Raw genomic sequence first — 12,736 nt, forward strand, 5'->3', positions numbered from 1 at the left:
ACGTGGCGGGCCCGCCCCGCGCCTCCCGGCCGACGTCGGGTCGTGTCGGGCGTCGTGTCGTCGAGCGTCCGGTCGGAGCGTCAGGTCAGCGCGTCGGGTCAGCGCGTCCGGTCGGTCCCCGCACGCATGGCCACGTCGATCAGCGTGGCTGCCGCGCGCCGCGCGTGCCGTGCCGACGTCGTGTCGCCCGCGATCGCGGCCGTCGTCTGCGCACCCTCGGCGAGGAGTGCGAGCTGGGCGGCGAGCTCCTCGGCCGCGTCGAGGTCCGGCACGGCGGCCGCGGCGAGCCCGGCGACGTACCGCTGGAACGAGTCCTTGTGCTCGCGGGCGATCTCGGCGACCGCGGGTGACGTCGCACCCAGCTCACCGAAGGCGTTGATGAAGCCGCAGCCGCGGAAGGTGTCGTCGCCGAACCACTGCTCCAGGAAGTCGTACATCGCGAGCAGCCGGTCCCGCGGGGTCCCCGCTGCAGCCACCGCCTGCTCGATGCCCTGCTCCCAGAGGTCGTGCCGCCCGCCGAGCACCGCGGCGACGAGCTGCTCCTTGCCGGGGAACACCGAGTAGAGCTTCTTCAACGAGACGCCGGCGGTCGTCCGGATCTCGTCCATGCCGACCGACTGGAACCCGCGGGCGTAGAAGAGCGCGTCCGCGGCGTCGACGATGCGCTCGCGCACCTGCGGGTCGGTCGTGCTGGCGGTGCCGGACACGGGCATCCCCTTCCCTCCGCTGCGGTCCCACTCGTCCCCGTCGCCTCGGGAACGGACGTTCTCCAGTGTAGGCCGCGTCCCCCGGTCCCGGTCGAGCCCGGGACCGGGGGGACGGCCTAGTCCTCCTCCGGCGCGTCGTCCGGGTTCGTCACCTGCGCACGCCCGGCGGGGTCGAGGTGGATCGACGTGCCGTCGTCGAGCTCGACGATCGGCTTGCCCTCGAGGTACGTCAGCGTCCAGCGCCAGGTCGATGCGTCGACCGACGCCGCCGCCAGCTCCTCCTCGACACCGCGCGCGGCGACGACCATCGCCTCGGGGAGTCGCTCGGGTGGCTGCCCACCCACGTTCCAGCGTGTACCCAACTGCATCCGTGCCTCCAGTGCCGACTCGTGCTCGTGCTCGTGCTCGTGCTCGTGCTCGTGACGACGGGCCGGGCCGCACGCGACCCGGCCCGTCGACGGACGACGCTACGCCTGCTGCTCCGCGAGCTCGATCTCGGTCACCGCGAGCTCCTCGCCGTCCGTGAACGACAGGTTCTCGATGCGGCCCACGGCGGCCAGGTCGACCGCCGCGCGCTCGATGAGCGCGCGCTGGTCGGCCGGAGCCGCCACGACGGCACGGGTGACCGGCGTCTTCTGGGACGCCTTGGCGGCGGTCTTCGCACCGCGGATCCCGATCAGCGCCTGGCCGACGGCGGCCAGCAGCCCGGACGGCTCCGCCTGCGTCGGGAGCTCCGCGACCGTCGGCCACGCGGCCGTGTGCACGCTGGTGTCGTGGGTCCAGGCCCACACCTCCTCCGTCGCGAACGGGAGGAACGGTGCCAGCAGACGGAGCAGCGCGTCGATCGCGGCGCGCAGCGCCAGGACCGCACTCGCCTGGGTCTCGTGCGTCGCGTCGGGCGCGGTGCCGTAGGCACGCTCCTTGACGAGCTCGAGGTAGTCGTCGCAGAAGGTCCAGAAGAACCGCTCGGTGACCTCCAGCGCACGGGCGTGGTCGAAGCCGTCGAAGGCCGCGGTGGCCTGCTCGATCACGGAGCCGAGCTCCGCCAGCACGTCGACGTCGAGGGGCTCGGTGACGGTCGTCGCACCGCTCGGCAGCTCGAAGCCGTAGACGAACTTCGCCGCGTTGAGCACCTTGATCGCCAGGCGACGACCGACCTTGATCTGCTTCGGGTTCTGCGGGTCGAAGGCCGCGTCGGTGCCGAGCTTCGACGAGGCCGCCCAGTAGCGGACCGCGTCGGCACCGTGCTGCTCGAGGATCGAGAGCGGCGTGACGACGTTGCCCTTCGACTTCGACATCTTCTTGCGGTCGGGGTCCACGATAAAGCCGGAGATGCTCGCGTGCTTCCACGGCGCGACGTCGGCCTCGAGCTGGCTGCGGAGTGCCGTCGTGAAGAGCCACGTGCGGATGATGTCCTGCGCCTGCGGGCGGACGTCGTACGGGAACACGAGGTCGTAGAGCGCCGGGTCCGTCTCCCACTTGCCCGCGAGCTGCGGGGTGAGGGACGAGGTCGCCCAGGTGTCCATCACGTCGAGCTCCCCCTGGAAGCCGCCGGCGACGCCGCGCTGGTCCTCGGCGTACCCGGGGGCCGGCTCGGACGCCGGGTCGACGGGCAGCTGTGCCTCGGTCGGGACGATCGGCTGGTCGAAGACCGGGTTGCCGTCGGCGTCGAGCGGGTACCAGACCGGGATCGGCACGCCGAAGAAGCGCTGGCGCGAGATGAGCCAGTCGCCGGAGAGGCCACCGACCCAGTTGTCGTAGCGGACGCGCATGAAGTCCGGGTGGAAGGCGATCTCCTCGCCGCGCTTCCGCAGGGTCTCCTTGAGCTGCTCGTCGCGCGCGCCGTTGACGATGTACCACTGGCGGGTCGAGACGATCTCGAGCGGCTTGTCGCCCTTCTCGAAGAACTTCACCGGGTGGTTGATCGTCTTCACGTCGCCGACGAGCTCGCCCGACTCGGTGAGCGCGTCCACGAGGACCTTCTTCGCCGAGAAGACGGTCTTGCCGGCCATCTCGGCGTAGAGCTCCCTGCCGCGGGTCGACTCGATCCACGCGGGCTCGTCCGAGCGGACGCGGCCGTCGAAGCCGATGATCGCGCGGTTCGGCAGCTGCAGTTCGCGCCACCACACCACGTCGGTGGTGTCACCGAAGGTGCAGACCATCGCGATGCCCGCGCCCTTGTCCTGCTGCGCCAGGTGGTGCGCGAGGACCGGGACCTCGACGTCGAACAGGGGGGAGCGGACGGTCGTGCCGAACAGGTCCTGGAAGCGCTCGTCGTCCGGGTGCGCGACGAGGGCGACGCAGGCGGGGAGCAGCTCCGGACGGGTGGTCTGGATGACGACGTCCTCGCCGCCGTCGGTGCGGTGGAACGCCAGGCCGTGGTACGCGCCGGGCATCTCCTTGTCCTCGAGCTCGGCCTGCGCGACGGCGGTGCGGAAGGTGACGTCCCAGAGCGTCGGGGCGTCGGCCTGGTAGGCCTCGCCGCGCTCGAGGTTGCGGAGGAACGCACGCTGCGCGCTCGCCCGCGAGGTGTCGTCGATCGTGCGGTACGACTGCGTCCAGTCCACCGACAGGCCGAGCGTGCGGAAGAGGTGCTCGAACTGCTGCTCGTCCTGCACGGTCAGGCGCTCGCACAGCTCGATGAAGTTGCGGCGCGAGATCGGCAGCTGGTCGCCCGCCTTGCTCGACTTGCCGTCGCCGCCCTCGAACGGCGGCACGAAGGCGGGGTCGTAGGGGAGCTGCGGGTCGCACCGGACGCCGTAGTAGTTCTGCACGCGGCGCTCGGTCGGCAGGCCGTTGTCGTCCCAGCCCATCGGGTAGAAGACGTGCTTCCCGCGCATGCGCTCGTACCGGGCCTTGAGGTCGGTGTGCGTGTAGGAGAACACGTGCCCGATGTGCAGCGAACCCGACGCGGTCGGCGGCGGGGTGTCGATCGAGTACACCGCGTCCTTCGTCGCGCTGTCGCGGTCGAAGCGGTAGGTGCCGTCCTGCTCCCAGACCGGACCCCAGACGTCCTCGAGGCCGTCCACCGTGGGCTTGTCGGGCATGGGCTTCGTCATGGCAGGGCCTTTCGATCGATGTGTGCGGCACCGAGTCCGTGGTGAGGTGCCTGAGTGTCGCGCGTACAGTACGCGGTGGCCTCATCGTAGCGGTCCGCCGCGTCGGAGCGCTCCATCTGGTAGGCTGTCGGAGTTTGTCCGGCGAGCGCGGTGTTCGCGAGGACTGCACAGTCGCTCTCCGCCGGATGCCCGAAGGCAAGACACAGCACTACCGGAGGAACGAACTTGGCACCGAACGACGCACACCAGCACGGCGACCGGCCGTTGCGCACGAAGGGCGCAGCGAAGCGTGCACGCCGCAAGCTGACCGAGGACGACGTCACCGTCGTCGAGGAGTCGCTGCTCAAGCGTGCCGTCGCCGCTGCGGCCCTCGGCAACGCGATGGAGTGGTTCGACTTCGGCATCTTCGCGTACCTGACGGTCACGATCTCGAAGGTGTTCCTGCCGGCGGGCGACCCGACGTCGAACCTCGTCGCGACCTTCGGGTTCTTCGCGGCCGCCTTCATCGTCCGCCCGATCGGCGGCGCCGTCTTCGGCCCCATCGGCGACAAGATCGGCCGGCAGAAGGTCCTCGCGCTGACGATGATCCTGATGGCCGCCGGCACGCTCATGATCGGCCTCATCCCGTCGTACGCGACGATCGGCTTCTGGGCCCCCGTGCTGCTCCTCGTCGCCCGCTTCGTGCAGGGCTTCTCGACCGGTGGTGAGTACGGCGGTGCCGCGACGTTCATCGCTGAGTACTCGCCCGACAAGCGCCGCGGGTTCATGGGCTCGTGGCTCGAGTTCGGCACGCTGGCCGGCTACGTGCTCGGCGCGTCGATCGTCACGGTCCTGCAGTACGCGATGCCCGAGGACACCCTGCTCAGCTGGGGCTGGCGCATCCCGTTCATGATCGCCGGTCCGCTCGGCCTCATCGGGCTCTACCTCCGCCTGAAGCTCGAGGAGACCCCGGCCTTCCAGAAGCAGCAGGAGCAGGCCGCCGAGCGCGAATCGCAGAAGACGCCGTTCCTCAAGCTGTTCGCCGAGAACTGGCGCTCGCTCATCATCTGCATCGGCCTGGTCCTCGTGTTCAACGTGACCGACTACATGCTGCTGTCGTACATGCCGACCTACCTCGAGACGAACCTCGGGCAGAACGCCACGTTCGGCCTGATCCTCATCGTCATCGTGATGATCCTGATGATGGTCGTCATCACCTTCGGTGGTCGCCTGTCCGACAAGTTCGGCCGCCGGCCGGTCCTCGCCGCCGGCTGCATCGGCTTCATCGTGCTGTCGTGGCCGGCGCTCAAGCTCGTCCAGACCGGGACCGGTGCCGGGGTCTTCTTCGGCCTGCTGATCCTCGGTCTCGTGCTCGTCACGTTCACGTCGACCATGCCGTCGACGCTCCCCGCGCTGTTCCCGACGATCATCCGCTACGGCGCGCTGGCGATCGCGTTCAACGTGTCCGTCTCGCTCTTCGGTGGCACGACGCCGCTCGCGACGCAGGCGCTCATCGCCGGGGCGAAGGACGCCGGGCTCTCGTGGGCCGAGGACATCCCGGCCTTCTACCTCATGCTCGCGGCCGTGATCGGCCTCGTCGCGGTGTTCTTCACCAAGGAGACGGCTGCGACGCCGCTCATGGGCTCGGGCCCCACGGTCGCCCACGAGGACGAGGTCGCCGACGTCATCAAGGACTACAACGACCCGACCTCGGAGCTCGCGCAGTCCGACTGGGCGAAGGACTTCTCGACGAGCGAGATCCCGATCATCTCGGGGGACACCCCGAAGCCGGGGTCCGACAAGGAGCCCGCGGGCTCGTAGCCGCCGCTGTCGGCCGGGAGGCACGGTGCACGTCCGCCACGGACGCGCACCGTGCCTCCCGGCATGTCCGCTCCGTGGGCGCTTCCCGAGTCTCGGCCCGGCATGTCCGCTCCGTGGGCGCTTCCCGAGTCTCGGCCCGGCGGACACGTTCGCGGCTTCGCTACCGCGAACGTGTCCGCCTGGGCGAGACTCGCCCGCTGCCGCGGCGCCGCCGCGGCGCCGGCGCCGGCGCGCCGCGGTCAGGCGCCGCGGGCGAGCCGGGCGGCAGCGTCGACCAGGCGCGCGGTCGCCGGGTGCTCCGGCGCGCCGAGCACGCGTTCCGCGGGGCCCTGCTCGACGACGCGGCCGTCGTGCACCACGAGCACCTCGTCCGCCATCCGCCGGACGGCGCGCAGGTCGTGCGACACGAACACCATCGCCACGCCGGTCTCGTCGCGCAGTCGTTCGAGCAGCGTGAGCACCGCGTCCTGCACGGTCGCGTCGAGTGCCGTCACCGGTTCGTCGAGCACGACCACCTCGGGCGACGTCGCCAGCGCCCGGGCGATCGCCAGTCGTTGCCGCTGTCCGCCGGAGAGCGTGCGCGGGGCGCGTGACCGCAGCTCGGGGTCGAGTCCCACCTGACGGAGTGCAGCGTCGACCGGGTCGGCCAGACCACCCCGCGCCCGCCGCTCCTGCCCGCGGGACAGGGCGTCCGCGAGCACCCGTCCGACGCTCCACCGCTCGTCGAAGGTCGCCCCGGGGTCCTGCACGACGGCCGCCACCCGGTGCCGACGAGCCCGGCGCTCGCGCTCGGGCAGGGGCACCCACGGGTCGCCGTCGAGCGTGACGGTGCCGGCGTCCGGCGTCTCGAGTCCGAGCAGCATCCGCGCCACCGTCGTCTTGCCCGAGCCGGAGGCACCGATCAAACCCGTCACGCGGCCCGGTCGCACGGTGATCGACACGTCCTGCACGGCGGGCACCCCGTCGAAGGAACGGGACAGCCCGGAGCCCTCGAGGAGCGGGGCCGACGGCGCACCGGTCCGGGGCACCCGTCCCACGGCCCGGCGCGTGTCCGCCCGTGCCGCCCGCACCAGGGCTGCGGTCGCCGGGTGCTGCGGTGCTGCGAAGACCTCGGCGACCGGTCCGTGCTCGACCACCGTCCCCTCGTCGACGACGAGCACCCGGTCCGCCCACCCGGCGACGAGCCCGAGGTCGTGCGTGATGACCAGCAGCCCGGCGCCGCGGTCCTGCACGGCCCGGAGCTGCTCCATCACGGTGACGGCCACGGCGGCGTCGAGGGCGGTCGTCGGTTCGTCCGCCACCACGAGCGCGGGGGAGGCCACGGTCGCCGCCGCGATCAGCGCGCGCTGTCGCATGCCGCCGGAGAGCGTGCCGGAGCGCCGGCCGTCGGTCGCCATCGCGGGGTCGAGCCCCACGCCCGCCAGTGCGGCGCGCACGGCATCGACCCGTTCCGCTGCGCGCAGGTCGGTGTGCAGGCGCAGGGCGTCGGCGACCTCGCGGCCGACGGGGCGGAGGGGGTCGAGTGCGCCGAGGGCCTCCTGGCCGACGTAGCCGACGGTGCTCCCGCGGAGCCGACGCCAGCGCCGCTCGGCGAGCCCGCGCACGTCGGAGCCGACGAGGTCGAGGCGGTCGGCGGTGACCGCGGCACCCGCTGCGGAGAGCCCGAGCACCGCCCGGGCGGTCACGGTCTTGCCGGAGCCGGACGCCCCGACCAGGGCGACGCACTCACCGGCGTCGACGTGCAGGTCGACGCCGTGCACCACCGTCGCGCCGTCGATCGACACCGCGAGCCCGCGGACGTCGAGCACGCGGGCCCCCACCGGCCGTGCTGCACCGGTCCGTCCCGCGACGTCGTCGGGCCCCCGCTCGGAGCTCCTCACCGCACGGCCCCCGTCCGCCGCACCGCACGGCCGAGCACCGTCACCGCGGTCGCCAGCACCACGATGGCGAGGCCCGGGAAGGTGCTCATCCACGGCGCGGTCAGCAGGTAGGTGCGGCCGTCCGCGAGCATCGCACCCCACTCCGGCGCGGGCGGCGGGGTCCCGACCCCGAGGTAGCTGAGCGCCGACGCCCACACGACCGCCTGGCCGACCCCGAGCGTGGCGACGGCGACGACGGGCCAGAGTGCCGCGGGCAGGACGTGCCGGAACACGATCCGGCCGGGGGAGCGGCCCTGCAGCACGGCGGTCTCGACCACCTGCGACGACCGCGCACTCCGGACCAGGCCGCGGACGATCCGGGCGTACCCGGGCGCCGTGGCGAACCCCACCGCCAGGGTCGCGGGCACCGGTCCGGGGCCGGTGACCGCGATGACGACGAGCGCGACGAGCAGCAGCGGCAGCGCGAACGCCACCTCGGTGACCCGGCCGACGACCGCGTCCACGATCCGGCCACCGAGTCCGGCGAGCGTGCCGAGCAGGATCCCGGTGAGACCGCCGACGAGCGTCGCGGCGACCCCGACCACGAGTGACGCCCGTGTCCCCGCGACCACGCGCGCGAGCACGTCGCGTCCGGACTCGTCGGTGCCGAAGGGGTGCGCCGGTCCGGGTGGCGTCAGGGCGTCGGCGGGGTGCACCGCGAGCGGGTCGCCGCCGCCGAGCAGCGCCGGCCAGACCGCCGCCAGCACCGCGACCGCGACGACGACCGCCGCGACCGAGCCCGCCGGGCCGAGCGTCCCCCCACGGAACCGCTCGGACCGTCGGGCCCGCCCCTCGGACGCACCGGCCGGGAGGCCCGGGTCGAGCACCCCGCTCACCGTGCGTCCACCCTGCCCTGCGTGCGCACGCGCACTCGCCCCACGCGACCGGCCGGGCGTCGGTCGCGGGTCCGCGGGTCCACCGCCCGCTCGACCAGGTCCGCGACCGCCAGCACGACGACGTACGCCGCGGCGGACACGAGGGCGATCCCGGCCACCAGGGGCATGTCCCGCTGGGTGACCGCGGTGACCAGGGCACGACCGATGCCGGGCAGCGCGAAGACCGACTCGACGACCACGGCACCGGAGACCAGCGAGCCGAAGGCCCACGCGGACAGGGCGATCCCGGGGAGCGCCGCGTGCCGGAGCAGGTGACGACCGAACAGTCCGACGCGGGTCTCCCCGCGGCCGCGGGCTGCGAGGGCGAACGCGGAGCGCTGGGCGTCGACCACGCCGTCGCGGACCGTCTCGGCGAGGTACCCCGCGACCGGCACGGCGACGGTGAGCACGGGCAGGACCCAACCGCGCAGGCTGCCGTCCGACACCGCCGGCACCCACCCGAGTGCGCTCGCGAAGACCACGATGAGCACGCTGCCGAGCCAGAAGTGCGGCACGACGCTCGCCGTCACGGTGATCGCGCCGGTCAGGGCCGCGGCGATCCGCCCGCGCTGCGTCGACCACCACGCGGCGCCGATCGCCAGGACCCAGGCGACGACGAGTCCGGCGACCGCGAGCGTCAGCGTCACGGGGACCTGCTGCGCGAGGAGCTCGGACACGGGCGTGCGGAACGCGTACGAGTCGCCGAGGTGCCCGGTCGCCAGGCGCCCGAGGAACACCGCGTACTGCACGAGCACCGGCCGGTCGAGGCCGTACTCGCGGCGGACGGCCTCGACCGCCTCCGCCGAGGCCTGGGACCCGGGGCCGCCGAGGATCGCCAGCGCCGGGTCACCCGGGATCAACCGGATCGCGACGAAGACGATCGTGGCGACCGCCCAGAGCACCCCGATGCCGCCGGCCGCACGGCGGAGACCCCACAGGACCCACGCCGACCACCCGCGACGGGTGCCGGTGCGTGGCGGACGCGGGGCGGGCCTCCCGGCCGGCTCGCCCGTCAGCGGGCGATCCACGCGGTGCCGAACCACGGGGTGGAGACCGACGTGGTCTCGATGCCGTGGACGGCGGAGCGGTACAGGAAGTGGTTCTGCTGGTCGTAGAGCGGCAGGACGGTGCCGCTCGCCAGGATCCGCTGCTGCGCCTGGCGGTACAGGTCGCCGCGCTCGTCGGCGTCCGACGTGCGTGCCGCACGCTCCAGCAGGTCGTCGACCGTCGGGTCGTCGAGCTGCGCGAGGTTCGCGAAGTAGCCCGACGGTGCGGGCTCGATGCTCGCGCTGTCGTACAGGATGCGGAGGACGTCCGGGCCGACCTTGGTGTACGGAGCGCTGACGACGTCGTACTCGTTCGCGGCGAGGGCGGCGTACCAGCTGGAGAGGTCGAGCTCCTCGAGCCGCACGTCGAACCCGACCGCCTTCTCCGAGGCCTGGACCTGCTGGAACAGGCTGCGCTCCGCGGGCACCGACTGGTTCGTCGACACCGGGAAGGTGACGGTGAGCCGCTGCCCGTCCTTCTCGCGGACGCCGTCGCTGCCGACCTTCCAACCGGCCTCGTCGAGCAGGCGTCCCGCCGTCTTCGGGGAGTACTCGAACAGCGCCGGATCGGAGTACCCGTCGGGCTCGACGCTCGACAGCACCGAGTACGAGCGCTTCGCGGTGCCGAGGAACAGGCTCTGCAGGCCCGGGTCGATCTCGGCGCCGGCGATGAAGGCCTTCCGGACCGCCTCGTCGCGGAACACCCCGTGCCCGGAGTTCAGTTCGAGGCGGTTCGAGGCGCCGGGGCGCGGGGCGTCGAGGTCGCGGATCGCGCCCTTCGTCGAGGCGCTCTTCAGCTGGTCGGGCTGGGCGTTGTCGATGACGTCGACCTGGCCGGCCTGCAGTGCGGCGTAGCGCGAGGTCGAGTCGGGCAGGAAGCGCCACGTGATGCCGTCGAGGCGGGGCTCCGTCGAGCCGGTGAGCGGCGTGTACGCGTCGTTCTTCGCCAGGGTGATGCGATCGCCCCGCTGCCACTCCGTGACGGTGAACGGGCCGGTGCCGACGGGGGATGCGCAGTTCGTCGCCTGCGGGCGCTGCAGGGCCTTCGGTGACTCCATGCCGACCCAGGGCTGCGAGAACGACTCGAGCAGCGCGCTGTCCGGGCGGCTCAGGGTCAGCGTGACGGTGTGGTCGTCGGTCGCCGTGGCCTTCGTGATCGACTGCAGGGCGAGGTAGCCCGTGCTCGACGCCGTCGTCGGGTCCTGCACGTGCTCGATGTTCGCGACGACGGCGGCCGCGTCGAACGGGGTGCCGTCGGAGAACGACACGTCCGTGCGCAGGTCGAGCGTCAGGGTCTTCCCGTCGTCGCTCGTCGTCCACCCGGTCGCGAGGGCCGGCGTCGGCTTCCCCGCCCGGTCGAGGCCGGTGAGCATCTCGATGTACTGCGTCGACAGCAGGGCCTGCGGGTAGTTCCCGCCGACGTGCGGGTCGAGGCAGGTCGGCTCGGCGTCGCCGGAGGCGTACGTGAGCGTCCCGCCGCTGACCGGCGTGCCGGCGTCCGTGGCGGTGCCACCGCCGGTGCAGGCGGTCAGGGCCAGCAGGACCGCGGTGGCTCCCGCGGCGGTGAGGAGCGCGCGGGCGCGTGTTTTCTGTACTCGGTCCAAGATCATGGCTGCACGAGTCTAGCGGTTTACTGGCGGCATGGACGAGACGATGCGCCGCGGTGGCCGCCCCCGACGCTCGAGTGCCGAGGTCCTCGCCGACGCGGCTGCCGAGCTGTTCCTCGAGCAGGGGTACGCGCGGACGACCGTCGACCAGATCGCGGCCCGGGCCGGGGTGAGCCGGGCGACGTTCTTCAACTACTTCGGGGCGAAGTCGGACGTGCTCTGGCTGGAGCTCGACGCCGCGGTCGCCGACCTGCCCGCGTTCCTCACCGCCTCGACGGAGTCCTCGCCCGTGCGCGCCGTGGAGCAGGCCGTGCTCGCCGCGGCGCGGGCGCACGACCCGGACCGGGTGCCGTGGGCGATCGCCCAGGCCGAGGTGATGGACATCGGCACCGAGCTCGTCGCCAGTGTGGCGGCGCGGGTGATGGCACAGCACGGGGCGGTCTCGGCGTTCGTCGGCTCGCGGACGGGGGAGCACCCGACGTCCCTGTGGCCGCAGACCGTGTCCGGGGCGATGCTCGGGGCCGCGGCGGCGGCGTTCGGGGTGTGGGTCGCCGACGGTGTCGCCCGCAGGTCCCTCGTCGAGTACGTCGGCGCGGCGCTGACCCCGGTCGCGGCAGGCCTCGACGCGCGCTGAGGCGACGGGCGCTACTCGGTGCGGAGCGTCCCGGCACCGCCGGCCGCGACGTCCTCCACCGTGCCGTCGCGCACGATCCCCGGGACGTCGCCGTCCCCTCGGGCCGCGAGCGACGCGTCGCCCGGGATGCTCAGGGTGAGGACGGCCTCCTCGATGTACTGGCTCTCCTCGAGCGACGCCTCGACCCGACGGAGCCGGACCGCGACGTGGTCCTCGAGCTCGTTGCCGGTCAGGTCGACCGCCGCCACCAGGAACACCCGGGACGGTCCGACGAACTCCAGGTGCAGGTAGGTGACGCGCTCCACCTCGTCGCGACGGAGCAGCTCGGTGAGCACGGCGTCCTCGAGCTCGGGGGACGTCGCCTCGCCGACCAGGAACCGGCGGTTGCGCTCGATGAGGACGATCGCGACGACCCCGAGCAGGAGTCCGACCGCGATGGAGCCGATCGCGTCGAACACCGCGAGGCCGGTGAGCTGGTGCAGCAGCACGCCGAGGAACGCGATCACGAGGCCGACCAGCGCCGCGGCGTCCTCGGCGAAGACCGCCCGGAGCGTGGGGTTCGACGACTGCAGCACGTGGCGGAGCACCGGGACGCGGCGCTTCGTGGCGGCTCCGTGTGCCTGGCGGTAGGCCTGCAGGAAGCTCGTGCCCTCGAGGACGAACGCGATGCCGAGCACGACGTAGTTGAGCACGACGTCCTCGGCCGGACCGGTCTCGCCGAGCTCGGTGATGCCGTGCCAGATCGACACGACGGCACCCGCGGTGAAGAGGCCGAACGCGGCGAACATCGACCAGATGTAGGTCTCACGGCCGTACCCCAGCGGGTGCTTCCGGTCCCGTTTCTTCGCACCGCGTCGTTCGGCGACGAGCAGGAAGATCTCGTTGCCCGTGTCGGCCCACGAGTGCGCGGCCTCCGCGGTCATCGACGCCGAGCCCGAGATCAAGGAGGCGACGGTCTTGGCGACGGCGACGAGCAGGTTGGCGGCGAAGGCGATGACGACGGTGAGCAGGGACTCCGGACGGTCCTGCTTCTCGGACGAGGGCATCGCTCCAGCATGCTCCGACTCTTGTAGACTCGTCCCACCAGGC

The 12,736-nt window shown here is 72.7% G+C and carries 10 protein-coding genes; 2 read left to right on the forward strand and 8 right to left on the reverse strand.

Annotation, left to right across the window (positions count from 1 at the left end; translation table 11 throughout):
• Positions 1-98: 98 nt before the first annotated feature.
• From M3666_RS06370 to valS, 3 genes are all read right to left on the reverse strand, one after another.
• Entirely contained in the window at positions 99-707 is a 609-nt protein-coding gene (locus M3666_RS06370) for a TetR/AcrR family transcriptional regulator (RefSeq protein WP_251154788.1), read from the reverse strand.
• 116 nt (positions 708-823) lie between these two features.
• Positions 824-1,075 (reverse strand): hypothetical protein, encoded by a 252-nt coding sequence (locus tag M3666_RS06375; protein ID WP_066653141.1) that lies wholly within the window; start codon positions 1,073-1,075, stop codon positions 824-826.
• 99 nt (positions 1,076-1,174) lie between these two features.
• Positions 1,175-3,766, reverse strand: coding sequence for a valine--tRNA ligase (gene valS, locus M3666_RS06380; protein WP_066653142.1), 2,592 nt, complete (start codon positions 3,764-3,766; stop codon positions 1,175-1,177).
• A gap of 225 nt (positions 3,767-3,991) precedes the next feature.
• Here valS and proP point away from each other — a divergent pair, with 225 nt between their 5' ends.
• Positions 3,992-5,566 carry a glycine betaine/L-proline transporter ProP gene (gene proP, locus M3666_RS06385; protein WP_235426521.1) on the forward strand — a complete coding sequence of 525 codons (1,575 nt, stop codon included), beginning with the start codon at positions 3,992-3,994 and terminating at the stop codon, positions 5,564-5,566.
• A gap of 239 nt (positions 5,567-5,805) precedes the next feature.
• Here proP and M3666_RS06390 read toward each other — a convergent pair whose 3' ends face one another.
• The 4 genes from M3666_RS06390 to M3666_RS06405 all read right to left on the reverse strand — a co-directional run bounded on the left by M3666_RS06390 (position 5,806) and on the right by M3666_RS06405 (position 11,016).
• Positions 5,806-7,374 carry an ABC transporter ATP-binding protein gene (locus tag M3666_RS06390; RefSeq protein ID WP_251154789.1) on the reverse strand — a complete coding sequence of 523 codons (1,569 nt, stop codon included), beginning with the start codon at positions 7,372-7,374 and terminating at the stop codon, positions 5,806-5,808.
• Positions 7,375-7,442: 68 nt separating this feature from the next.
• Entirely contained in the window at positions 7,443-8,321 is an 879-nt protein-coding gene (locus tag M3666_RS06395; protein ID WP_209683439.1) for an ABC transporter permease, read from the reverse strand.
• Entirely contained in the window at positions 8,318-9,388 is a 1,071-nt protein-coding gene (locus tag M3666_RS06400; RefSeq protein WP_308301835.1) for an ABC transporter permease, read from the reverse strand. Before M3666_RS06400 ends, M3666_RS06395 begins: the two co-directional genes overlap by 4 nt.
• Positions 9,373-11,016, reverse strand: coding sequence for an ABC transporter substrate-binding protein (locus M3666_RS06405; protein ID WP_251154790.1), 1,644 nt, complete (start codon positions 11,014-11,016; stop codon positions 9,373-9,375). The genes M3666_RS06400 and M3666_RS06405 overlap by 16 nt, the downstream gene beginning before the upstream one ends.
• A 31-nt stretch (positions 11,017-11,047) precedes the next feature.
• Here M3666_RS06405 and M3666_RS06410 point away from each other — a divergent pair, with 31 nt between their 5' ends.
• Positions 11,048-11,647 carry a TetR/AcrR family transcriptional regulator gene (locus M3666_RS06410; RefSeq protein ID WP_066653145.1) on the forward strand — a complete coding sequence of 200 codons (600 nt, stop codon included), beginning with the start codon at positions 11,048-11,050 and terminating at the stop codon, positions 11,645-11,647.
• Between the two features lie 11 nt (positions 11,648-11,658).
• Here M3666_RS06410 and M3666_RS06415 read toward each other — a convergent pair whose 3' ends face one another.
• Positions 11,659-12,693 carry a cation diffusion facilitator family transporter gene (locus M3666_RS06415; protein ID WP_251154791.1) on the reverse strand — a complete coding sequence of 345 codons (1,035 nt, stop codon included), beginning with the start codon at positions 12,691-12,693 and terminating at the stop codon, positions 11,659-11,661.
• Between the last annotated feature and the right edge of the window lie 43 nt (positions 12,694-12,736).

The sequence above is a fragment of the Curtobacterium sp. ODYSSEY 48 V2 genome (assembly GCF_023712625.1).
Taxonomy (GTDB): Bacteria; Actinomycetota; Actinomycetes; order Actinomycetales; family Microbacteriaceae; genus Curtobacterium.

Coding starts and splice junctions, on each gene's coding strand:
- valS (WP_066653142.1), bottom strand. CDS start 3,766: ATGACGAAGCCCATGCCCGACAAGCCCACGGTGGACGGCCTCGAGGAC.
- M3666_RS06405 (WP_251154790.1), bottom strand. CDS start 11,016: ATGATCTTGGACCGAGTACAGAAAACACGCGCCCGCGCGCTCCTCACC.
- M3666_RS06410 (WP_066653145.1), top strand. CDS start 11,048: ATGGACGAGACGATGCGCCGCGGTGGCCGCCCCCGACGCTCGAGTGCC.
- M3666_RS06415 (WP_251154791.1), bottom strand. CDS start 12,693: ATGCCCTCGTCCGAGAAGCAGGACCGTCCGGAGTCCCTGCTCACCGTC.
- M3666_RS06375 (WP_066653141.1), bottom strand. CDS start 1,075: ATGCAGTTGGGTACACGCTGGAACGTGGGTGGGCAGCCACCCGAGCGA.